16 protein-coding genes and 1 tRNA gene are annotated in these 24573 nt (G+C 38.2%); 7 read left to right on the top strand and 10 right to left on the bottom strand.

The features are described 5' to 3' along the window. Positions 1-115: 115 nt before the first annotated feature. The gene (locus J4050_RS03365) at positions 116-1771 is read right to left on the bottom strand and encodes a glucosamine inositolphosphorylceramide transferase family protein (RefSeq protein ID WP_208152542.1); all 1656 of its coding nucleotides are present in this window, start codon (positions 1769-1771) and stop codon (positions 116-118) included. 399 nt (positions 1772-2170) lie between these two features. Here J4050_RS03365 and J4050_RS03360 point away from each other — a divergent pair, with 399 nt between their 5' ends. The 7 genes from J4050_RS03360 to J4050_RS03330 all read left to right on the top strand — a co-directional run bounded on the left by J4050_RS03360 (position 2171) and on the right by J4050_RS03330 (position 14815). Next, a complete protein-coding gene (locus J4050_RS03360) occupies positions 2171-5224 on the top strand; it encodes a T9SS type A sorting domain-containing protein (RefSeq protein WP_208152541.1) in 3054 nt (1017 codons plus the stop codon). Positions 5225-5504: 280 nt separating this feature from the next. Continuing rightward, complete coding sequence (locus J4050_RS03355) at positions 5505-8642, top strand: DUF8693 domain-containing protein (protein WP_208152540.1); 3138 nt, start codon at positions 5505-5507, stop codon at positions 8640-8642. 394 nt (positions 8643-9036) lie between these two features. After that, entirely contained in the window at positions 9037-11529 is a 2493-nt protein-coding gene (locus J4050_RS03350) for a DUF8693 domain-containing protein (protein ID WP_208152539.1), read from the top strand. A gap of 215 nt (positions 11530-11744) precedes the next feature. Then, the gene (locus J4050_RS03345; protein WP_208152538.1) at positions 11745-11906 is read left to right on the top strand and encodes a hypothetical protein; all 162 of its coding nucleotides are present in this window, start codon (positions 11745-11747) and stop codon (positions 11904-11906) included. A 15-nt stretch (positions 11907-11921) separates the two neighbouring features. Next, positions 11922-13040, top strand: a complete 1119-nt coding sequence (locus J4050_RS03340) for a hypothetical protein (protein ID WP_208152537.1) — start codon at positions 11922-11924, stop codon at positions 13038-13040. A 42-nt stretch (positions 13041-13082) separates the two neighbouring features. Then, a complete protein-coding gene (locus J4050_RS03335; protein ID WP_208152536.1) occupies positions 13083-14165 on the top strand; it encodes a nucleotidyltransferase family protein in 1083 nt (360 codons plus the stop codon). Between the two features lie 83 nt (positions 14166-14248). Beyond that, positions 14249-14815 (top strand): hypothetical protein, encoded by a 567-nt coding sequence (locus tag J4050_RS03330; RefSeq protein WP_208152535.1) that lies wholly within the window; start codon positions 14249-14251, stop codon positions 14813-14815. Positions 14816-14886: 71 nt separating this feature from the next. Here the strand turns inward: J4050_RS03330 and J4050_RS03325 are convergent, their stop codons facing one another. The 9 genes from J4050_RS03325 to J4050_RS03285 form a co-directional block, all read right to left on the bottom strand. Next, positions 14887-15837, bottom strand: a complete 951-nt coding sequence (locus J4050_RS03325; RefSeq protein ID WP_208152534.1) for a UDP-glucuronic acid decarboxylase family protein — start codon at positions 15835-15837, stop codon at positions 14887-14889. 369 nt (positions 15838-16206) lie between these two features. Next, a tRNA-Arg gene (locus J4050_RS03320) sits at positions 16207-16280 on the bottom strand. Between the two features lie 8 nt (positions 16281-16288). Continuing rightward, on the bottom strand, positions 16289-16741 hold the full coding sequence (locus tag J4050_RS03315; RefSeq protein ID WP_208152533.1) for a GatB/YqeY domain-containing protein: 453 nt from the start codon (positions 16739-16741) through the stop codon (positions 16289-16291). A 149-nt stretch (positions 16742-16890) separates the two neighbouring features. Continuing rightward, positions 16891-18825 carry a cell division protein FtsZ gene (gene ftsZ / locus J4050_RS03310; protein WP_208152532.1) on the bottom strand — a complete coding sequence of 645 codons (1935 nt, stop codon included), beginning with the start codon at positions 18823-18825 and terminating at the stop codon, positions 16891-16893. A gap of 46 nt (positions 18826-18871) precedes the next feature. After that, complete coding sequence (ftsA, locus tag J4050_RS03305; protein WP_208152531.1) at positions 18872-20194, bottom strand: cell division protein FtsA; 1323 nt, start codon at positions 20192-20194, stop codon at positions 18872-18874. Positions 20195-20197: 3 nt separating this feature from the next. Beyond that, entirely contained in the window at positions 20198-20881 is a 684-nt protein-coding gene (locus tag J4050_RS03300) for a cell division protein FtsQ/DivIB (RefSeq protein ID WP_243878535.1), read from the bottom strand. Between the two features lie 25 nt (positions 20882-20906). Next, positions 20907-22259, bottom strand: coding sequence for a UDP-N-acetylmuramate--L-alanine ligase (gene murC, locus J4050_RS03295; protein ID WP_208152529.1), 1353 nt, complete (start codon positions 22257-22259; stop codon positions 20907-20909). Further along, on the bottom strand, positions 22256-23353 hold the full coding sequence (murG, locus tag J4050_RS03290) for an undecaprenyldiphospho-muramoylpentapeptide beta-N-acetylglucosaminyltransferase (RefSeq protein ID WP_208152528.1): 1098 nt from the start codon (positions 23351-23353) through the stop codon (positions 22256-22258). The genes murC and murG overlap by 4 nt, the downstream gene beginning before the upstream one ends. Continuing rightward, positions 23353-24555: an FtsW/RodA/SpoVE family cell cycle protein gene (locus J4050_RS03285; RefSeq protein WP_208152527.1), complete on the bottom strand. Its 1203-nt coding sequence runs from the start codon at positions 24553-24555 to the stop codon at positions 23353-23355. Before J4050_RS03285 ends, murG begins: the two co-directional genes overlap by 1 nt. Between the last annotated feature and the right edge of the window lie 18 nt (positions 24556-24573).

The raw sequence follows: 24573 nt of genomic DNA, 5'->3' as shown, positions 1-24573 counted from the left end.
CTCGGCCCTGACTTTTTTTATAACTATGCCAACCTTTAGACTGTGTTGACGTGACAATATCTAATTGTCCTTGAAGTTCAAAGAAATCTTCACTGGCACTAAGTTCAATCATGTATTACCCCTTTTTTATTGGTCGTTTTTGCAACGCGTCAAATACGGTAAAACTATCATCAGAACTCATATGATGCATACCTTGGAACCCTTTCATAAGCTTAGGTTCAAATTCTTTTACAACCTCAGCATCAAATTGGTTTTCAGACAATATCTTTATTCTTTTTATCTGTATAGATTTACCATAGGTATCAATATCATAGGTCTGTGACACCATATGTTCCATGTTACCATTGTAGAGAAATCCACCATTTCTTGCACCATTATCGAAATAAACAGGATTATTTTCGTGCGGCTTCCATTGCTGGGAAATTGGCGAATCTGCAACATAGCATTCTAAAATAGAATTGTGCTCCCAATCTTGCTCCTTTAAATTGGTAAATAACCAATACTTATGATCTCTAAACATAATGGTGGTGTCTACCGCATCGATATTAGAAATTAAATCATATTGGTACTCCCATTCCAAAGGAAATGTCTTGCACTTGTATAATCTTATGGATTTAGAAGCAGAGCTTTCGGGTATCATGTACAGCGCATTCTCATATTCGAAAATAAAGGGATAAGAGAGATGAAAGGGCTCTCTAATTACCTCGCCCAAATACTTGTAATTGTCATCCTTATCTATTTCTAGAGCACTTATTACGGCCTTTTTTTCATTGATAACAAATTCTTCTACAAATACAATATTTCTATTGTCATAATGCAAAATGAAAGGATCTGCAAAAAAGCCCCCTTTAGGATTTTCTATTTTTTTAACCTTACTAAAGTCTAGCTTGTCATAGCTGCCTTTACTGTAATACACGGTCCAATAGTCGCCTGTATTTGTTAGGTGGTTCTTGGTTTTTTTAGATAAGGTACGGAGTACCTGCCACTGATAGCTCAGAATTTGATACCACTTAGGGATTTTAGTGTCTAACTCTGCATTGCTAATGCGGCTTAGTGCTTTGAGTTGAAAATCTGCATTAAGTTTTACCATAAGTTGATACAAATAGTGGTAACACTCTTTTTGCAAATAATGGTAATTATATTTCCAGCACAGATCTTTAGTTGTTCTGTTTCCTTTAAAAACAACGCTCTCTTGTTGGGTTAAGGAGGATTTAAAACTCACGTGAAAACCTGTTGTAGACTTTTTAGTATAGACTGACCAAAAACTTGACAGTGAAACTGGATACTGCACGCTGTGGTCACAATTTGTACTTAATAGGCCGAGATGTGCTAGCTCAGGTAGTTCTGCAATAGACATAGGTCCGTCCAAGGAAATTAGGACATCAAACTTACCTTGCCTTAAAGATACACGACCCACATCGTCTAATGCCAAAGTAATTCCACTCGTTGTTACTGTACCCAAGGCTTTAATCACTTTGAGGCCCACTATGTCTTTTGGTGCCCATACCTTGTACCAATCCTTGTAACCCATTCCCTTTTTAAGGATTGTCCGTTCTATAATGGCTTGGCCCTTTAAAAGTTGTAGATTAAATCTATCGATTAGGCTTTTGTTTTTTCTAAAAAAAGAAGCTGTTCCGTTATAGCCCGAAGTATTTGTTAGCTCTACTTCAATGAGACTGACGTCCATATCTGCAGTAGCCATTACCGAAGCGATAAAAGTATAATGTGCAAATGATAAAGCTTTGCAATGAGTTATCAGTCCAACTTTCATTAGGTTAGGATCATCGTTAAATTAATAGCATCGATAAATGTAGGACTTCTTTTAGGAAATAAAAAAATATATCCGTCAAAGTTAAACAAAGTTGCGACAAAAAATACTCAACCACTGTTATTGAACCAATTACATCTAAAAATCGTAATTCGATTTTATTTTATAATCTGAGCAATGAATAGTCTAAAATATGTTTTTTTGGCATTACAGAACTTCAATGACCACTAGACGTTATGTTAATAATTTATTAATATCCCAAGCATTACAATTTTGAATAAAACCCTATATTTGAGGTCCCAAAAGCATCTACCTAAACTACATTCCACTTTATAATTTAATAGTTGTGTTTTTGATGGTTCTTTATATGTTGAACCTACAGAAACCGAAATAGTTTTACACATGAAAAAATTTTACATTGCGATTTTAGGTTTATTAATAACAAGCTTCGGGTTTGGGCAAGTTAATTCTGGGGATATAGCTCTTTTACAAATGATAACAGATGGTACCAGTACAGATGTTAAGTTTGTTACGTTTGTTGATATTCCAAACGGTACAGAAATTAACTTCACTGATAATGGCTGGTTCTCGACGGGAAGTTTTCGAACTGGAGAAGGTATTGATACATGGGTATCACCAGGAGTTTCTTGTGGTGATATAATAACTTTTACGGAATCAAGTATGGCCTTATCCACGTCCGGGGACCAAATTATAGCATTTACAGGAACTTTGGGCAGTCCAACAATATTAACTGCCTTGCACTCAGATGGAACTACCTGGGCCGCTACCGCAACGAGCACAAACAATTCCGCATTACCAAATGGCCTAACTGATAACGTAGATGCCCTGGCTATACCAGAGGTTGATAATATGTGGTATTCAGGAATAACAACTGGAACTATAGCTGAGATAAAAATGGCTATTTTCAATTCTGCCAATTGGACAACGGACAATAGTGCAACAACCGGTTTTATTGGTTCCTTTTCATTGTCCGATTGTACAGGAGGTCCTGCAACACCAACCATAAGTTTTGACTCAGCCACAAGCACAGAAAATGAAACCAATACTTCATTTAACACCAGCATTCCAGTAACCATGACCAACTATGACGCACCAGTTACAGTATCTGTAAGCGTAAGCGGTGGTGATGCAGAAGCTGGTGATTACACCTTGAATACTACTAGTTTAACCTTTAATGCAGATGAGACCTTAAACGTGTCTTTAGACATTAATGACGATGCCGATTTTGATGATGAAACCATAATTTTAGATCTTGCAGTCACTTCTGGAACCGCTGATTTAGGTACCAGCCAACATACGGTGACGATTATTGATGATGACACACCACCAGCACCATCTTTGATAATTTCTGAAGTCGCGGATCCAGGAGATAACGCTAATGCACGTTTTGTTGAAATTTATAACAATGGTTCTACAGACATTGATTTTTCTGTTACACCAATTTATATATCCAGATTTGTCAATGAGGCTCCTACGGCGACAAGCGCTAATACTGAGCAGCTTAATTCTGGTATCTTAGCAGCAGGAAATTATTTAGTTATTGCTGCCAGCGGAACCAATTTTGACTTAGCCTATGGGTTTAGTCCAGATGAAATAAATGGAGGGTTTGCAGTAAATGGTGATGATCCCTTTGGGATGTACCAAGGTGTTTTTCCAGCTGGAACCTTATTTGATGTTTATGGACAAATTGGCGTGGATGGTACTGGTGAGGCTTGGGAATATGGAGATAGTAGAGCCGTTCGCAATGATATAATGGATTCACCGTCTACGACATGGCAAGCATCAAGTTGGACAATTTCTGCAGCCAATGTTGCTGACGCTACACCTGGAGCTTCCGAAAACGAATTTCGTTTTAATGGTGCTTGGAAACCTAGAAACCCCAATGGCAATGCAACATCTGCAGACGATATCTTAGTTCTTAATGGGAGTGCCAACATCACCTCTGATCTTAACAGCAATAATGTGACAATTAGATCAGCAGGCAGTCTTACGGTGAATTCGGGACAGTCTTTAACCTCAGCCGGTGACTTAACAAATTCTGGCACCTTTGCGCTTAATTCTACGAGTCAATTATACGCAAGCCTAATCGTCAATGGCACGGTTACCGGAGGCATCACCTACAACCGCTATACCGCTCAAGTTGGACCAACAGGGACTAATGATTTAGTGTCTTCACCTATTGACGGACAACCGTTTGGGGCCTTTGCAACGGCAAATACAGGCTCACTAGCGGAGTCGGGTACACTAAGAGCCTTTGCGCCTTTCAATACCACGTCTAATGCTTATGAAAACTATGACACTACAGCAAATAGTGGAACCGCAATCGCCTCTGGCGCTGGCTTTAGAGCTGGGACTCAAGCCAGTGGTGGTGAAACTCTAGCCTTTAGCGGTACACCAAATTCTGGTGATATACCAGTAACGCTTTTTGATGCCACAAGTTTCTGGAACCTTATTGGAAATCCTTATCCAAGCCACTTGGACATTGGTGACTTTTTAACTGAGAATGTTGCCAATACTAATATTAGGAGTGCCTTTTATGGTGTTTATGGCTATAATGCTAATAGCAGCGGTAGTATTTGGACCATTTGGGATTTAAATGTGGACCAAGATCTTTTAATTACTCCTGGCCAAGGCTTTTTTGTTGCTGCCCCTGCTGGTGGTGGCAGTGGTATAGACTTTACCGAAACTATGCAACGTACAGGTAGCAGTGACGATTTCATTTTAGGGCGCAATGCCTCTAGCAATAATAACTTTGCACATGCCATACTTAATTTAAATACGGCATCGACGTCCTTTGTGACCAATGTGTACTTTAGGGATATCAACACTAGAGGGTTAGACCCAGGATACGATACAGGCGCTTTTGACCAAACAGAGAATGGTGTTTATTCGTATTTGGTTGAGGATAATACTGGAGTAGCCTTAGTTAACCAATCCCTGCCTTACAACGATTTAACAAATATTGTGGTACCATTGGTAGTAAATTTAAACCCTAATGAGCAAATAACGTTTAGTTTAAACGGCACTTCTACGCTACCCGATAGTATCGATGTGTATTTAGATGATACGGTTGAAAATACCTCAACACGTCTTAATACCGCAGATTACACCATTACACCAAATGCCGTATTGAGTAGTAGCGAACGTTTCTTTTTAAGATTTGCCGCTAATGCCTTGTCCATTCCACAAAACGAATTGGATGGACTACAAATTTTTACCAATGCACAAAACAGCACTATCGTAGTATCGGGCGACTTAAATGAAAACACCAGCGCTTCGATTTTTGACCTTCAAGGCCGTTTGGTAAAACAAGTAGAACTCGATGCTAGCTTACGCACACAATCTATAAGTACTAGTGGGTTAACCACAGGTGTCTATGTGGTACAGTTAAGCAACAGTAGCCAAAGCAAAACGGAGAAGGTTATTTTAAAATAATTAGATAACATTTTTATATGGAAGAGCAGGTCTTTAGGGCCTGCTTTTTTTTGACTTCTCTCCAAGTCTCTGTTCGCTTCAAGAACCACTTTGAAAAAGGTTTGCTTCTACTTCATAATCTGTAAACCAAGACCATCAACCAAAAAAATAAGCACTTCATCGTGTATTAGCCTCTAGTTCAGCAATCAACAGCAATTTTTCTTACATTTAAAATCTTCGATTGTATTGACCCTACATTATAATCGCCAAAATAATAGTTTAATAGTATTAATCTTACGTTATGAAAAAATGTACAAGTTTTTTTATTGCGTTGTTGGCTTTTATCGGGTACTCCAATGCGCAATTTAGTTTTCCAACCATTTCAGGACCCGAATTCGTCGCAGAAGGTTCGCCCGTAACTATAGGGTTGAATGATACGTTTAATTCGGCAGGTGTCGATTCTGGTAACTACGACAGCTTTACGGTGATAGTTGATTGGGTCGAGGGACTCGGAGCGCCTTGGTCAATAGAAGCTGGTCTTACCATAACGACAGCGGCAGGATCAGAAACAATAGAACCTGCAACTTCAGGTGCTGCAGACAACGGAAATGCAACAACCCTAATCTTTTCAGGAAACTTACCAGGATTTTATGACCCAGATGTAGATGGTTTCCTAGAAATAACACTGAGTCAAAGTTTTGAACTCTCAGATGCAGAGTGGTCTAATATCCAAGTCATCATCAGTTCTGGTGTTACCAGTTGTGGTATTACATTTTTACCAGCAACCTATACCTGTATATCCACAGGCTTACCTTTTGATGAAGTTATTGTTGAAATTCCATATCTAGGGGTTGACGCGGATATCGATTTCGTCGATGTTACTAGTAATGGTTTTGGCAATATAGATACGGAAAACAGCAGTGACCCTAGTAGTGATGATGGTGGTACCATTTTTCTTACTAATGTGTTTGAAGGCGATTTTTGGGAAATTGAAGTTTTTGCATTTAATGACTGTAATGGGTTAACTTTTAGTGGTACCGTCCCTGCAATGGAATGTGATCCTATTCCCCAGGAGGGATGGCAAATTACCTCTGAAAACACCGAATTTACTATTGACTTTGACAACAGCGTTACCAATGTGAATAATGGTACTTATAGCGGTACAGGCTTTAGCCCCACACCAGTAGCAGGCCAACTTAATTCTAATGCCTGGTCGAATACAGGTATGAGTGACGGCACTCTTAATTATGATGGCACCAACACCAGTGGTGACTATGCCAGAGGATCAAGTACAGGTGGTGTTAGTACTGGTGGTTTTTATGCTTTCGAAACCTCTACGGGGAATTTTAGTTTTGGTATTCAACCTGGCGGTTCGGATTGGACGCCTGGCAACCTCTTTCTACGTGCTCAAAATCAAACCGGAAATACCGTTACAGAAATAAGGGTTGAATACACCGTTTATATTAATAATGACCAAGACCGCAGTAATGACTTCCGCTTTTTCTACAGTGATGATGATGCCAGTTATACCAATGTGCCTAGTCTAGATGTGGTTTCACCAGAAGCGAGCGATACCAATTCATGGGTACCAACAACCGTTTCAGAAACCATAACAGGCCTAAACATTCAACCAAATGATTTCTTTTATTTGAATTGGCGAGGGGATGATATTAGTGGTAGCGGTAGTAGAGATGAGTTCGCTTTGGATGATATTAGCGTCACTTTTAATCCATCGTCCACCATAAATTACACCTTCACAAATGGTGTCTGGTCTCCAAGTGATCCTACAGGCGTATCAACTAGCAATGATAATATTACTATTAGTTCTGGAGATGCGGTATTAACAACGGGCACTAGTATTACCTGTAACCAATTTACGATATCTGAAGGAGCAAGTTTAACTATTGAAACTGGTGCAACCTTAACTGCCAACACGTTGGATTTGGATTCTACATCAGATCAATATGCATCTTTAATCCTTGATGGCACATTAGCAGGTGGTATTGTTAATAATGTAACCTACAGACGCTTTGTCAATGGAGTAGGAACTGGATTTACAGGCGGAAATGATTTAATAACCTCGCCTTTAACAGGCTTGTTTTTTGTTGATTTTGTTCAAGACCCTGAAAATGAGTTTAATCTATTTGGAAGTTCAGATAATGGTTCAACAAGTATTTTAGAATATTTGTTTGGGCCTTTTGATAATCAATTTAATTTAGATTACATCAACTACTTCATAAATGATGAGCTTAATGGAGGTGGGATTCCAGGTGACGGAGATGATGGTTTTGAAACTATTGAACCTGTAAAAGGGTATCGCGCCGCAACTTTTGGCGGTACAACATTGGCCTTTAGAGGTGGTGTCAATGACTTAGCTACAGGAACTATTAACACTTTTGATTTTGATGATTACGGCTTTGACTCCCCTGATATTGAAATATGGAATCTCGTTGGTAATCCTTATCCGAGCTACTTAAATGCTCAAGCCTTTTTAGACGCTAATGACGAAACAGGTCTCGACGTGATAGATGCTACTTTCGGAGCAATTTATGGGTACAATGATAGCACAGATTCTGGCGCTACAGGTATTTGGACCATCATTAATAATTTTCAAAACAACACTATTAATATTGCTCCAGGTCAAGGGTTCTTTGTGCCTTCAAATGGCACCGGTGAATTACAGTTTACGCCGGCCATGAGAACCACAACTGGGACTGATGATTTTATACAAGGTCGAAATACGACACCTCAGCCTTTGCATTTAAGGTTAAATATGTTCAGTAGCACTGATAATTTTGCCACGGATTTCTATTTTTCGTCTTTAACCGATGCAGGTTTAAACCCAGGTTATGATGCTGGTCTATTTGGTGGTAATGCACCAGGTTTCTCATTGTACTCAGAGTTATTAGATGAAAACCAAGGGATTCCTATGGCCATACAAGCCCTTGGGGAAACGGCCTATAATGATGTGATGATACCTCTCGGGATTAATGCCGCTCAAGGCGAGCAAATCACTATTAACATAAACGAAAACACCTTACCAGGTTCGGTTAATATCTATTTAGAGGATAATGTCAATAACACCAACACGCTTTTAAATTCAACCGACTTTGTATTAACGCCTAGCAGTGATTTAAATGGTACAGGTCGTTTCTTCTTACGCTTAAGTAACAGTGCCTTATCCATACCAGATGCAAACAGTGAGACCCTACGCATATATACAGATATCCGAGAGCGTAGTATTGTAGTATCAGGAGAATTATTAGATGAGACATCCGTGTCAATTTTTGACTTACAAGGGCGTTTGGTGAAACAATTCCAATTAAATCCTGCACTGCGCAAACAGAGTATTAGCACCAACGGATTAACCACTGGTGTGTATGTGGTTGAGTTGAACAACAGCAGTCAAAGCAAAACGGAAAAGGTGATATTAAACTAAATAAACCACCAACCAAAACTGAAAAGCAGGTCCAAGGAGCCTGCTTTTTTTATTAGCATTTACCGCATCACCTAACGGCAATAGTCAATGATCAAAGGTCAATCGTCAAAGGTCAAAAGTCAATGGTCAATGGTCAATGGTCAAAGGTCAACGGTCAATGGTCAACGGTCAATGGTCAATGGTCAATAATAAAAATACAATTCACGCTTCACGAATCACAGTTCACAACTTCACGGTATCACCATTTCACTGTTTCACCATTTCACTGCTTCACCAACTCACCACATCACCACTAATTTATCCACACCACAACGATTGCATTTTTAATTGTCACTAAACAGTTCTATATTTGATTTTTAACTAATAATGTAAATATCAAATCTATTATACGCTTATGAGACAGTTTTACTTTATTTTAATTTCTTGTGTTTCCTTCGTTTTTATTGGAAACGCACAAATTTTTGAACCGGAAGGATTAAATATGCCAGGTGATTGGGACGGTACTTTCAGAAATCCCGATGTAGTAGACCCTACTTTTCAAAGTTTCGCTCAATTTAGCCCAAATGGAGAGCTGACTAAAATTTCTGCCGGAACATTAAGATGGCAAACCACATTTGCAGCTGCAGCTAGTGGTGCTGAGGCCATCGGCGGTTCTAGATTTTTTAAATTTACTTCCGGACCTGATACTAACTATTATGCTAACCAGTGGACTCGTTCAACTGTAACTTTTGATGCAATTGAAACCTATACACAATGTAACAGTTGTAACCCACCTGCAACTGCTATTACGTTGACTAATGGCAGTTTCTACACCATGAACTTTGAAGATAGTGGCTATACTACTACTAGAGCTATTTTTATGGAAACCACAGGCGCGCCTGTTGGTTTTGATATCTCTAGTTCTACTGTACAAACGCCTCCAAATAATATTACTGACGGTACACCTGTTACTGTTTTTGGAACGCTTGCCGCTACACCTAATACCGAGTTGAGAATTTTTATTAGATACTCAACAGATGGTTTTGCTACGTCGGATGTCGTAGAAATGACAAACTCCATTCCTGGTTTTCCAGAGGAAGTGGATGGAATAATCCCTGGCATTGTTAATACTGCAGGCACTACTGTAGACTATTATCTATTTACCACCACTGTTGATGCCACAACAATTATAGATGAATCTGAATACGATCTCATAAGCATTGACATAGAAAACAATAATGGTAGCAATTACTCCTACACAGTAAGGGATATTCAAACTACTGCTGCTTCAGGAAATTGGAATACCCCTGCTACATGGACCTCAGGTAGCGTTCCTAATACAAATGATGTTGTAGAATTGAACCACTTCGTAACTGTTGCTAGCGATATCAGTCACTCTGGTAATATTACCATAAACAGCCCCAATGTACTTGTAATATCAGCTGGTCAAAGTTTAACACATACAGGCCTCAACTTTGTAAACAATGGAGGCGTATTGATTAATAGCACCTCAACAAGTTTTGGGAGTCTTATTATTTCGCCAAGCACAACGATTTCAGGTTCTGGAGAAGTAGATTATTTCAGGTTTGTCAATTCCAACGCCAATGGCAACGACCTTATTGCGCCACCTTTAGGGGGACAAAGCTGGTCCGATTTCTTAAGTTCTGGCGCCAACGCGACGCGTCTGTTTGACGATGGCAACACAAGTCCAACTACCTATGCATTTGCACCTTTTGTAAAAGCGAATGGTGACTATGAAAATTTTACAGATGTCACGTCGGCCACCTTAACCTCTGGTGTAGGGTATAGAGCTGCAACAGATAGTGGAGCTGATTTAGCCTTTACTGGTACGGTAGAAACCGCAACCATTACTAATGATATTCAAAATTCTGGCCCTGGGTTTCAAGAATGGAATCTTGTTGGGAACCCATACTCCTCATACATCAACGTACAGGACTTTTTAAATACCGAAGTAGCCCCTGGTGTTAGTAATTTAGATTTATTTAATTCTGGTGCCGCAGCGATTTATGGCTATGACGGTGATGCTTCCAATGGTTGGACCGTTTGGAATTTAGCAACAACTAATGCAACTGACCTCATTGCGCCAGGTCAAGGCTTTTTTGTAAGCGCGGATGCCACAAATGCAGGCTTGTACGATTTAACATTTACACCGGATATTAGAAGTACTGGTAGTTCCGATGATTTTATCCCTGGCCGCAATGCAGCTTTGGTGAACTTAGAGCTTCAATTGTCTTCATCTACTGCCGATTATGTGACAGATTTCTACTTTAACAGCAATGCGAGTCTAGGGCTAGACCCTGGTTATGATGCCGCTATTTTTGGAAATTCTGCGCCTGCTTTTTCCATCTACTCAGAACTCGTTCAAGATAATACTGGCGAACCTATTGCAGTCCAAGCCTTAGGGGCCAACGATTTTGAAAACACCACAATAGCTCTTGGTGTCAATGCTAATCAAGGCGAACCAATTACCTTTGGTATTTCGGCCAATACCTTACCTGCAGGCACAAAGGTATTTTTAGATGACACAGTGGCCAATACCAGTACAGAACTTACTGTTGGGGATTATGGCCTAACACCTTCTACCCCCTTAAGCGGTACGGGACGCTTTTTTATCCGTTTTGAAGGTAGTGCTCTTAATACTACAGATGTTGCCTTAGATGGTTTAGCCATCTTCGTTGAAAATAAAGAGATAATTGTCGCTGGACAGCTCAATATTGCAACAACTATGCGACTTTACGATTTACAAGGGCGTCTGGTAAAAACCACCGCACTAAATTTAAACGAGGTACAGCAGCGTATGGACGCTTCGGCATTAACATCAGGAATTTACATCGTTGAATTATCAGATGGTACTTCGACAAAAACACAAAAAGTGATCTTAAGGTAATATCCTATAAAACCAGGGCTAGGCGCATGCTTTTAAATTTATGCGTCTGGCTTAAACTATAGGCTAACTATTAAATGAACCGATAAACAGCATACATATAGAAGTATTTTGTTAAGATTTTTTAGTATTGTATTTTTTTAATAGAAACCTTTTAATAATTTACAGTCCTATATAAAATATTTTATTATTTTTGAACCAAAGTTGAGGTTAGAACCATGAAAAAAACTAACGATACCAATAAAATCACAAGAAAAGAAGCCATTAAAAAAATGGGTAAGTACGCAGCGTTGACTGCTATAGGTACATTTGTGATTTTAAATCCCCAAAAAGCCCAAGCCAGTTCGCCACCTGATCCAGGAGGAAATCCATTCGATTAATTTCAATTCTTTATTTTGAAAAGTGCCTTAGCGCCCACCTTGGACAAAAGCTTTGGTGATTATTATGTGTTGTGGTACGCCAATTCTAATAGCTACAGTATTGTTGACGGCAATTTTAAGGATATACTAGACCTATATCTTGGCGCTCCAGATTTAAATGCCTTTCAAAACGAACTCAATCACTTATCCGCAAAGGAAGTCCAAAACATCAAAGCAAAATTAGATAGTTATTTAAGTAGTTGCCAAGTTGAGCAAGACTCCACAAATCACTTTGACGCTACATTTGATAAGAACCACCGTAATTTATCCAAAACTTACAAGATTGGAGATAACTCCTTTCGATTATATAGCGATAGAAAGCAGGTTGAAGACGCCCTTCATCCTTCACTTGCCCAATACGAAATACAAGATGTAAACAAAGTAAATACTGTTTTTGATGTATACCTCAATGAAAATAACCTTCACTTATTTCAGAACGAGGCCTTGTTGTTAGCGGTTCCCAAAACAGAATACCACTTTATACAAGGAAAGTTTCATATGGCAGTATCAAATCTAATCCATCATAAAAATGAAACAGACTGGTTAGGCACACTTCATGGCTCTACTATAACTAATGGTGATACAGCCCTTCTATTCATTGGAAATTCTGGTAGTGGAAAAAGTACGCTTTGTAGTCTTTTAGTCGCCCATGGTTACTCCCTTTTGGCCGATGATATTTCGCCATTGGCAAAGTCTAATACCCATGTCTATTACAATCCAGCCGCAATTTCTATAAAAGAAAACGCTTTTAAAATCATAGAACCCTTATTGCCACAAATAAAAACCCTACCTGACGTTTTCTTTAATCCCTCGAAAGGCGTTTTAAAATACCTGCCGTGCCCAAAGCCTGAACAATTGCACTATCCGTGCAATGCAATCGTTTTGGTAAATTACAACCCTGAAAGTACGACACAACTAGAAACCATTTCGGTTAAGGAGGTCTTGGAAACCATAATACCAGATTCATGGTTACATCCAGGTATTGCATACGCAGGTGCGTTTTTAAATTGGTTATCCACTACTAGTTTCTACAAACTCACCTATAGCGATACCGATAGCATGGTAAAAACAATTTCTGACCTTTTTAAAGCCTAGTCCAGTCAATGAATTGTGTTACCTTAGGACCAGTTAATTACTATGGCTAACCGTTTAAAAACATACCGCGCAATTGCTCATATTCTGAATTTAGACACCTCTCAATCAGAGTTAGAAGCCTTACTGCGACAGCCCGATTTTGATTGGGATGCTATAGTGGTTGAGGGTAGTAAGCATTTGGTTTTACCAGCAATGTACTGCAGCCTAAAACGAAAGCAGTTACTGCACTGTTTACCAGAAGAATTAGAATCCTATCTCCAAGAGCTCACCAGTATTAATCGCAACAGAAATGAAGCGATTAAATTACAGACTCTGCATATTATTGAGCTATTTACAGAACATAACATCAATTATGTTCTGTTAAAAGGAACTGCTTTATTAATGGCTAACGTATACGAGGATATTGGTGAACGTATGATTGGTGATATTGATATCTTGGTAGAGCAATCACAACTTACCGAAGCTTTTAGGTTGTTAGAGCAACAAGACTACGTTCCTATTGACACAACTTTTGGAGAGAAATACGTAGAGCACAAACATCTTCCACGCCTTAAGACAGATGTATTTATAGCTGCCGTTGAGCTTCACAGAAAGGTTTTTATGGATTACGAGCATAAAGCATTAAGCCCTCATAATTTACTTTCTCAAAAACAGTTAGTCGATGGGGCTTGGTTGCCGAACAAACATCATGTATTACTACATAATATCTTAAATTTTCAAATCAGTGATTACGGATTTCAGTTTAAGGCCATTGGCTTTAGAACTGTTTATGATCACTTATTGATAACAGCTCGATTAACTACAAAATTTAGCAATTCAAACCTCAACAATAGAAACATAGCCTCATTTTTGAGCTATCATAATGAATTGTTCAATCAGAGCCTATACGCCAATTCAAGATTATCTTATTTTCAAAAAAAATACTTTAACTTTCGATTAGAACACACCTCCTTTGACCGTCTTAGACGTCGAATAATTTACACGATGAATTATTTGAAACTGATTGGTAGAAGAATTGGATTTTTCTTGACTAAAAAGGACTATCGCAAGAGCCTATGGGCAGACAGGAAACGAATTATCTTTACACTAAGACGCCAAATTATACATAATAAACCTCCGCACTAAGTACTTTTTTTTCAGTTTTATTCGATGAAGGATTTGTTTTATATATCATAAAGTTTAACTTTGAAACTTATAAATGTTGTTTTATGAAAAAACTACTGCTATCTACTTTACTGATTTGCATAACTCTAAGCGCTTTTAGTCAACGTAACGATAAAGAATGGTTTGCCAGTGTTGGTTTAAACGCTATTAATAGCCAAGGAACTCAATCTCCGTTCGGAGGCATTGGTGATTGGGCCAATGGAATACCTTTTTCAGCGGCTATAGAGTTAGGATGGACCTCAGGCTTTTCTATTGAGCAGGCATTTACAGTGAATAAATTTAAAGAAGGTGATTTAATAGATGGTGCAACCCTGACTGAAGATTACACCTATATGTCTTTTGATACGCACGCCAAATACTATTTCGGAAAACATATCTTTCCTAAATGGGAATGGCTCGATTTATACGCAAATGCTGGTGTTGGTTTTTTCACTGTAGATGAAACCAATATCTCAGGTAATTTAGGAGGTGGTGTTCAGGTTTGGCTCAACCGCAGACAAACCTTAGGACTGCGCTTACAAACAATAGCAAAATTTGCATTTGATCATAAGGAGAGTGGTTTTGACAATAACCATTTCCAAACACACTTACAGTTGGTCTTTGCATTATAAAAAATCAACTTATAACATATAATAAAAGCCTCGAGATTTCGGGGCTTTTTTTATGTCACATCGTTGATTACTTAATAATTTTCTATTTTAAGTAACTCATCAAAATAGGATATGGTGCTTGCAAGGCCAGTTCTTAAATTAATAGTTGGTTTCCATCCATTGAGCTCTTTTTTAGCTAAGCTAATATCTGGTTGGCGTTGTAAAGGGTCATCCTGAGGTAGTGGCAAATGAATAATCTTTGAACTAGAGTTAGTCAGTTCTAATACCAACTCAGCTAGTTCTAACATGGTGAATTCATCTGGGTTTCCTATATTAACAGGTCCAATGAAACCATCTCTTGAATTCATCATGCGTGTCATCCCTTCAATTAAATCATCGACATATTGAAAACTACGTGTCTGGGTGCCATCTCCAAAAATGGTAATATCCTTACCTTTTAGAGCCTGTACTATAAAATTAGAAACCACACGACCATCTTGAGGGTGCATCCGAGGACCATAGGTATTAAAGATTCTTATAATCTTTATGTTAACCTTATTCTGATTGTGGTAATCCATAAATAGTGTCTCTGCACAGCGCTTTCCTTCATCGTAACACGACCGTAACCCTATAGGATTTACATTGCCCCAGTAACTCTCTGGTTGTGGGTGCACAGAAGGATTGCCATAAACCTCACTCGTAGACGCTTGAAGGATTTTTGCACCGACGCGTTTTGCCAATCCTAGCATATTTATAGCACCCATAACAGACGTTTTCACTGTTTTAATGGGATTATATTGGTAATGAATTGGAGAAGCAGGACAGGCTAAATTATAAATTTCATCTACCTCAACCATGTAGGGGTTAATGATATCATGGCGCACCAATTCGAAAAAATGATGGTCCATGAGGTGCTCAATATTTCTTTTGGAGCCTGTAAAGTAATTATCTAAGCAAATCACTTCATTGCCTTCCTTTAATAAGCGCTCACAAAGATGGGAGCCTACAAAACCTGCACCTCCAGTTACTAAAATTCGTTTCATTTATCGTGGACTTTTAATTGCCTAAAAATACGTTTTATTTTGAAGGTTTTCCTTATAGTTAAATTGGTATTCAATAGATTTAGTTAAAATAAACATCGGGAGATTTTTAACGTCTCATAAGACAAATCTAACGCGTTCTATTTTTAAAATACGAATACTGCCATAGATTGCTCCGGATTGACCTTTTGTTTGTATTGAATATTCTTCAAGCAAAAAAACGCTCAAACAAGCTTGGGCACTTCCAAGACTAATATGTTCATTATACTAAATATGGGATTGCATATCCCAAAGCGTGCCGCTTTGAAAATACTTCAAACAAAAAAACGCTAAAGCTAGCTTTGCGTTTTTTCTAATTGAAGTATTTATTTGTGACCACGGTAGGATTCAAACCTACGACCGCTGGAGCCGAAATCCAGTGCTCTATTCAGCTGAGCTACGTGGCCAATAATTATTAAGCCATTAACTTGGCTTTTACTATAGTAGAAATGGTTTTACCATCTGCTCTACCCGCTAATTCTTTATTAACTATACCCATAACCTTCCCCATATCCTTCATGCCTTGGGCTCCTATATCGTCAATTGTCATTACAACTACCTTTTCAATTTCCTCCTCAGTTAGCGCCTCAGGTAAAAACTGGCTTATTACTTCTGCTTGGTCTAGTTCTGGAAGTGCCAAGTCCTTTCTATCTTGCTCTAAATATATAGCAGCACTGTCTTTACGCTGTTTAACCAATTTTTGGAGAATCTTTAACTCTTCCTCTTCTGATAATTCAGCTTTAGATCCAGATGCTGTTTGTGCCAACAAAATAGCCGATTTTACTGCTCTTAATGCTTCAAGTGCCACTTGGTCTTTTTCTTTCATAGCAGTTTTAAGGGCCGCCATTACTTCAGTCTGCAAACTCATGTTTCTCTTCTTTGATTTTGGATTGCAAAGATACAAAAAACTAGGGGTTTTTAGCTTTATAAGCTATTTGATAAAACAAAAAGCCCAAAAAGTTGGAGGGACTTTTTGGGCTAGACATGGTGTATTAAACACTTAACTTAAACTTGCTATTAATCTACGTTGTCGTGTAAAAATGAATTGTTACTTCTCAATTGAATGTCGTCGTTATCATCTGTACCGACGGATAATCTTGAAGCATTTGTTTCAGAAGAATGTTGTGCATCTTCTAAGTTAACACCCTGTCTCTTGTAAGCAGGCTCTTTTTCTATTTCATCTATTTTAGCCGAATTAAACTTATAATTAAAGTCTTTCATATGCTTTCTGCGCTCATTAGCTCGGGCCTTGATCAATTCAGAAATAGGACTATTCATTGGATCTATTTCTTCTTCTAGCGGTTCCGCTCCTTCTTCAACTGGCACTATTTTCTTCTCAAAGACTATTTCTTCTTTAACTTCAGTTTTAGCATTGGTAACATTCATTGAAGACTCAAAGGTTTCAAAATCGTCTAATGCATAACGCTTTTCCCCTTCTTCGTTAACTTCTGTTACAGAAATTATTTCAATAGGTTCATTGACATTCATATCCTTTACATCCTCGTCCAAACTAAAGAACATCTGCTCTTCCTTCTCTTCTGGCTCTTCAATGTCTTCTGGTTGTTTTTGCGACAAAGGCAAATCAAATGTTAATGTAAATTGGTCTTCCTCATTTTCAATGTCAATGGATTCTGCTTTATTTTCTATAGGTGTGATAATAAACTCTTCCTCTTCGGAATGTAAGTCAACAGGACTTTGATCTAGTACTTCCTCATAGGTAATGTCCATGTTTTTAATCAGTTCTGTTGTAGGAATCAAATCCATACCATTGCTATCTGTATCAGCTAGTGATGCATCTTCCACATCTTCTAGAGTGTGTCTAACCACAGCTTCTTTTTCTTGCTCCAAAACAATGTCTGGTGTTATTATAGCCGGATCGCGCTCTTGCGTACTGACCTCATGTTCAACTGACTCTTCTAAAGCATGAATTACTTTCTTAGTCTCAGTATTAGTAATTTCATTCTGCTGATCTAGATTAAAGCCCGTTGCAATAATGGTCACTGCAATAGACTCTTCAAGAGATTCATCTTCACCCACACCCATAATTATATTAGCACCATGACCAGCTTCGTTTTGTATATGATCGTTGATCTCACCTATTTCATCAATGGTAATTTCTTGAGACCCTGACACTATTAGTAACAACACATTTTTAGCACCCGTAATTTTGTTATCGTTTAGTAATGGTGAATCTAAAGCTTTCATTATAGCTTCTTGTGCACGTGTTTGACCAGAAGCCGTTGCTGACCCCATAATTGCCGTACCACTATTGCTCAATACCGTTTTAGCATCACGTAAATCGATATTTTGTGTATAGTGATGCGTAATAACTTCTGCAATCCCTCTCGAGGCTGTAGCTAACACCTCATCAGCTTTAGAAAAGCCTGCCTTAAAGCCTAAATTACCATAAACCTCACGTAACTTATTGTTGTTAATTACAATTAAGGAGTCTACGTGTTGACGCAGTTTTTCAATACCCTTTTGCGCCTGTTCGTTACGCATTTTTCCTTCGAATTGAAATGGAATCGTAACAATACCAACGGTAAGAATGTCTAATTCTTTAGCCATTTTAGCGATTATAGGAGCGGCTCCAGTACCGGTTCCGCCACCCATTCCTGCAGTTATAAAGACCATTTTTGTATTGGTATCCAACATGCGCCTAATGTCTTCCAAGCTCTCTACAGCAGATTGTTCACCTACATCTGGATTTGCACCAGCTCCAAGTCCTTCGGTTAAGTTAACGCCAAGTTGAATTTTATTTGGAACACCACTGCTTTGCAATGCTTGTGCATCTGTATTACAAATGACAAAATCAACGCCCTTGATACCTTGCTGAAACATGTGGTTAATGGCATTGCTTCCTCCACCTCCAACACCAATGACTTTGATGACATTGGATTGATGCTTGGGCATATCAAAAGAAATGTTTCCAAATTCGTTGCTATTACTCATACTTTTTATGATTATGGGATTTTATATGATCTAATTAATTAATTTCTTACTCTGCATTGTCTAAAAAGTCTTTTACACGCTCCGTCAACTTGTCTAAGAACGAACGTCGTTCTTTCAAAGGTTCTTCGATTTTTAACTCCGCACCAGATTCTTCAGCACTAATATCTTCTGAGGCAGCCACTTCCTCTGCTTCCATAACCCTGCGCTCTTGACGTTTTATACCATCCATTACCAAACCGACAGCTGTGGCATAAAGCGGACTTGTTATTTCATCATCGCTATCACCCGCAAGGTGCTCATTTGGATAACCAATTCTTGTATCCATTCCTGTGATGTATTCTACCAATTGCTTTAAATGCTTTAATTGACTACCACCACCTGTTAAAACGATACCTGCAATGAGTTTCTTTTTCTGTTCTTCATGACCGTAGTTTTTAATCTCTACATAGACCTGCTCTACAATTTCTACGACTCTAGCATGTATAATTTTTGATAAGTTCTTTAAAGTGATTTCTTTGGGTTCTCTTCCTCGTAATCCAGGTATAGATACAATCTCATTGTCCTTATTCTCTCCTGGCCATGCCGACCCAAATTTTATTTTCAAAAGCTCAGCTTGCTTTTCAATAATTGAGCAGCCTTCTTTGATATCTTCAGTAATTACATTACCTCCAAACGGAATTACAGCGGTATGTCTAATTATACCATCTTTAAAGACAGCTAAATCTGTGGTACCACCACCTATATCGATCAAAGCTACTCCAGCTTCTTTTTCTTCTTGACTAAGTACTGCATTTGCAGAAGCCAATGGCTCAAGGGTAATACCCTCTAATTGCAAACCGGAGCTTTTTACACAACGCCCAATATTTCTTATCGAAGAGACTTGGCCAACGACTACATGAAAATTAGCCTCTAAACGTCCACCATACATACCAATCGGTTCTTTAACCTCTGCTTGCCCATCTACCTTAAATTCTTGAGGTAGTACATGAATAATCTCCTCGCCTGGAAGCATCACTAATTTATGTACCTGATTAATCAAGCGGTCAATATCACCTTCATCAATAACCAGTTCTGAATTGGATCTAGTAATATAATCGCTGTGTTGTAAACTACGAATATGCTGCCCTGCTATACCAACAGTGACTTCTTCAATTTTTTCGGAAGCTGCACCTTCTGCTTCCTGAACGGCTTGTTGTATAGACTGAATGGTTTGTGTGATATTATTAACCACACCTCGATGAACGCCCATACTTTTAGATTTGCCAACACCTAAGATTTCTAGTTTGCCATACTCGTTTTTACGGCCAATCATGGCCACGATTTTTGTGGTTCCTATATCAAGTCCAACTGCGATGTTATGCTTCTCCATAATTTATTTTTTGGTGCATATGACTTGTTTGTCAAATTTTAAATTTATAGTTCTATATTTATTCAAAATACTGTCTTTCAATGCTTTCTGATAGAACACCTTAAAGTTATTCAGTTTCTTTTCCAGTTTGGACAAATCTCCTAATTGAACCAAAACATCGCTTTTACGTATTTTAAAGTCAATGGTATCATCATCGTTTTGATGTATCCCAATGACATGCTTCCTTAGAAACTCATCTTCATGAACTGTTTTGGCAAATTGAAAAACCGTATCGAGGTTTTCTTTATCTACTTTACCAGTAATAAGAGGTACTCTCGCTGAATAATTAGATGACAACGGCATATAAAAGCCCTCATCATCGATATAATACGACGCATTAGTACTAACTCTAGCAATAGGCTGTTTTTGTTCAATCTCAGCAGAAAGCTCACCGTTTACGGACATAAACACTTGCGCTTTCTTTATCATTGGATTAGAATTTAGGGCGGTTTCCAATTCGTTCAAATCTATAATTTCTTTAGGAAGCTCCGTAACAGGCTGTTGATTTTGTATTAACAATTTACTAACAGCATCTTCTGTAATAAAGAGCTTATTCTCTCCTGAGAATTTTATCTGGGCAGTCACCAATTTTTTAGCATTATTTCTAATGTTTGAAAACGCAAAGAGAAACCCAACTAGCAGGAGCAAAATGATCAGTTTTATATAACCGTAATTAATTTGCAAGGGTTAAAGCTTTTTTAATGGTTTTTACTTCTTGGCCTATATCTCCTGCCCCTATAGTTAGAATAATATCTGCTTTACTTTCTTTAATAACAGCAACTAGTTCTGATTTATTAACCAGCTGCTTGTTTGGGTTTTTTATTTTATTGAGGAGCCATGCCGACGATACACCTTCAATAGGTAACTCGCGCGCTGGATAGATGTCTAGTAAAATAATTTCATCAAATTTTGTTAGGCTCTCGGCAAACCCATCAATAAAATCGCGCGTACGCGAGAAGAGATGCGGCTGAAATACAGCAAGCAACTTCTTATCCCCATACATTTCCCTTAGTGCATTATAAACAGCAGAAATTTCTTGTGGATGGTGCGCATAATCGTCAATAAGTACTGTATCATTAGTTTTAACATGATACGTAAACCTGCGCTTTACACCTTTATAAGATGCTAAACCCTTGGCGAGCTGCTGGTGAGGGCAACCATATGTTACAGCCATCGCCAAGGCTATTATTGCATTTGACAAATTATGTCTACCAGGTAGGTTAAATTGAAAATTTTTATATGTTCCCTTAGGTGTACGGAAATCGAATATGTACGAACCGTCTACTATTTTTATATGTTCTGCACGATAATCAGAATCGTCTTCAAGACCATAGGTTAAACCTTTGAGCGGCAACCCATTATTTATAAACAAAACACCTTCTTGCTTTATCTGTTTAGAAAAGGCCCTAAAGGTGCTTGTTAATTGATCGGCATCACCATAGATGTCCAAGTGATCGGCATCCATTGAAGTAATACACGCAATATCTGGATTTAAGGTTAGGAAAGAACGATCGAATTCATCGGCCTCAACGACAGTGACGTCTGTTCCCTTACTTATAAAATTGGTATTATAATTTTCACTGATTCCTCCAAAAAACGCTGTTACTGGAACATCACATTCATATAATAAATGCCCTAAAATACTTGTAGTGGTTGTTTTTCCGTGAGTGCCTGCCACTGCAATACACGTACTTTGATTAGCAATTTCACCTAAAACGAAAGAGCGTTTAACAACTGTAAATCCTTTAGACTTAAAATAATTCAATTGCTTATGAGACTCTGGTATCGCAGGTGTATAAACGACTAAGGTTTGATTAGAATCCAAGAATGTATCATTTATTTGGTCTAGAGCATCCTCAAAATGGATTTCAATACCGAGCTGACTTAAATCTTCTGTAATATCTGAAGGTGTTTTATCATAGCCGGCAACACGCTTACCATTAGCATGAAAATAGCGCGCCAGTGCACTCATGCCTATGCCGCCTATACCAATGAAATACACATTATTTGACTCTAAAACCTTCATCTTATATTTAAGAGTTTTTCTACTTCGTTTACTATGTCCTTAGTTGCGTCTACCAATGCCAAAGACTTAATCTTATCTCCAAGTGTTTTTCGTTTTTCTTCATTACCAACCAGTTCCGAAAACACAGGCTTAAATTGATTATCTAAATCCTGCTCCTTAATTAAAATGGCCGCATCCTCATTGGCAATGGCCTCGGCATTTTTCGTCTGATGATCTTCAGCCACATTGGGTGATGGAATAAAAATGACTGGCTTTCCTACAATACACAATTCTGATACAGAAATAGCACCAGCCCTCGAGATAATAATATCTGCGGCAGCATATGCCAAATTCATTTTATTAAGAAAGGCATACACCTGAACGTGCTTTTGGGTATTGTATCGCTTATAGTGTTGGTAGTACAATTTTCCGCACTGCCATATCACCTGCATATTTAAGCCTTCAAAAAAATCTAAATTAGCCTCTATAAGTTCATTTATGCGTCTTGCTCCTAAAGACCCACCCAAAACCAATAACGTGTACTTTTTATGAACCAAGGTAAACTCATCTTTGGCCTCTATTTCTTTAGATTTCACACCTAATAAATCTTGTCGAACCGGATTGCCAGTTAACCTTATTTTTTCTTTGGGAAAATAAGTTTCTAAGCCGCTGTATGCCACGCAAACGACATCTACTTTTTTGGCCAAAAGTTTATTGGTGATTCCTGGGAACGAATTTTGTTCTTGGATAAGGCATGGAATATCATGTGATGCTGCGACTTGCAGCAACGGTCCACTTGCAAATCCTCCTGTACCAATTACAACATCTGGCTGAAAGGACTTTACGATTTTTCTTGAGCGAAGAAGGCTCATGAGAAGTTTAAATGGAAAGGCTAAATTCTTTAAACTTAACTTGCGCTGTATCCCAGAAATCCATAAACCTTCAATTTTATAGCCTGCCTGAGGCACTTTTTCCATCTCCATTCTGTCCGAAGCACCTACAAATAAAAACTTTGCATCTGGATAACGTACTTTCAATTCATCGGCAATAGCAATAGCAGGATAGATATGTCCACCTGTTCCTCCCCCTGATAATATGAATTTATAATTAGCCATTAAATCGTTTCACTTAAAATATCTAAAGGGTTTTCCTCTTTGTTTATATTATTCTCTATACTTCTTAGCTCCTCTCGTTTTGCACTTACACTTAAAATTATTCCAACCGCTAAACACGTCATCCAAATAGACGTTCCTCCACTACTTATTAAGGGTAATGTTTGTCCAGTTACAGGAAACAGCTCAACAGCCACTGCCATATTTATTAATGCCTGAAACACGATAGGCAGCCCAACTCCTAACACCAGTAATTTTCCGAAAATAGTATCTGATTTTTGGGATACAATGACTATTCTAAATAAAAACCAAGAATACAAGAGCAACAAAAACAGACCTCCAACAAGACCATACTCTTCAATGATAATAGCGAAAATGAAATCAGAAGAGGATTGTGGCAGAAAGTTTTTTTGAACACTTTTACCAGGTCCTACACCTTGTATGCCTCCAGAAGCAATCGCAATTTTAGCTTTTTCAATTTGGTAATCTGCTTCTGTATCTGCACCATTAGCAAAATTCTCAATGCGGCTCATCCATGTATCAATCCTGTTTGGCATGGCTTCTGGAAAAGCCTTTGCCACCAGAACAAACAGTGCTAAGCCAGCAATGCCTGTACCAATAACAACTAAGAGATATCGAATAGGATATCCTCCAATAAAGGTCAACATCATTACCATAGTAAAAATGATAGCGGTAGTTGAAAAATTGGCAGGCAAAATCAATACCAGAATAAAAAATACAGGGACCCATAACGGAATAATAGTTTCAGAGAAAGAAACCTGCTTATCTTTAATTTTGGACAGATATCGCGCTACATAAACCATAAGAACCACAGATGCCAAAGTGGAAGTTTGAAAAGACATATTAACAATTGGTATCTGTATCCATCGGCTTGCATTGGCACCTTCTATTGTTGTGCCTTGAAGCATTGTAACTACCAGTAGTACAAGAACAATGGGAATCATTATCATAGATAATCCCCTAAAATATTTATAAGGCACCTTATGCACTCCAAACATAATGGCAAAACCGAGAACTAGGTGCATAAAATGTTTTAGAAAAAAAGTAAATGTGTTACCCGTGCCTCCAACATACGCCAAATTACTCGCCGCACTATAAACCGGTAAAAAGGAAAAAATGGCCAAAAGAGTTGCTATAGCCCAAATAGCCCTATCCCCTTTTATCTGTTTAAATACCTGGCTCATTATTACAGTGCCTTATCC

This window comes from Winogradskyella pelagia, assembly GCF_017581965.1.
Classification (GTDB): Bacteria; Bacteroidota; Bacteroidia; order Flavobacteriales; family Flavobacteriaceae; genus Winogradskyella; species Winogradskyella pelagia.
The sequence above is the reverse complement of the archived record's forward strand: the minus strand, read 5'-3'. Positions and strand labels throughout refer to the sequence as shown.

Coding starts and splice junctions, on each gene's coding strand:
- J4050_RS03365 (WP_208152542.1), bottom strand. CDS start 1,771: ATGAAAGTTGGACTGATAACTCATTGCAAAGCTTTATCATTTGCACAT.
- J4050_RS03360 (WP_208152541.1), top strand. CDS start 2,171: ATGAAAAAATTTTACATTGCGATTTTAGGTTTATTAATAACAAGCTTC.
- J4050_RS03355 (WP_208152540.1), top strand. CDS start 5,505: ATGAAAAAATGTACAAGTTTTTTTATTGCGTTGTTGGCTTTTATCGGG.
- J4050_RS03350 (WP_208152539.1), top strand. CDS start 9,037: ATGAGACAGTTTTACTTTATTTTAATTTCTTGTGTTTCCTTCGTTTTT.
- J4050_RS03345 (WP_208152538.1), top strand. CDS start 11,745: ATGAAAAAAACTAACGATACCAATAAAATCACAAGAAAAGAAGCCATT.
- J4050_RS03335 (WP_208152536.1), top strand. CDS start 13,083: ATGGCTAACCGTTTAAAAACATACCGCGCAATTGCTCATATTCTGAAT.
- J4050_RS03330 (WP_208152535.1), top strand. CDS start 14,249: ATGAAAAAACTACTGCTATCTACTTTACTGATTTGCATAACTCTAAGC.
- J4050_RS03325 (WP_208152534.1), bottom strand. CDS start 15,837: ATGAAACGAATTTTAGTAACTGGAGGTGCAGGTTTTGTAGGCTCCCAT.
- J4050_RS03315 (WP_208152533.1), bottom strand. CDS start 16,741: ATGAGTTTGCAGACTGAAGTAATGGCGGCCCTTAAAACTGCTATGAAA.
- ftsZ (WP_208152532.1), bottom strand. CDS start 18,825: ATGAGTAATAGCAACGAATTTGGAAACATTTCTTTTGATATGCCCAAG.
- ftsA (WP_208152531.1), bottom strand. CDS start 20,194: ATGGAGAAGCATAACATCGCAGTTGGACTTGATATAGGAACCACAAAA.
- murC (WP_208152529.1), bottom strand. CDS start 22,259: ATGAAGGTTTTAGAGTCAAATAATGTGTATTTCATTGGTATAGGCGGC.
- murG (WP_208152528.1), bottom strand. CDS start 23,353: ATGGCTAATTATAAATTCATATTATCAGGGGGAGGAACAGGTGGACAT.
- J4050_RS03285 (WP_208152527.1), bottom strand. CDS start 24,555: ATGAGCCAGGTATTTAAACAGATAAAAGGGGATAGGGCTATTTGGGCT.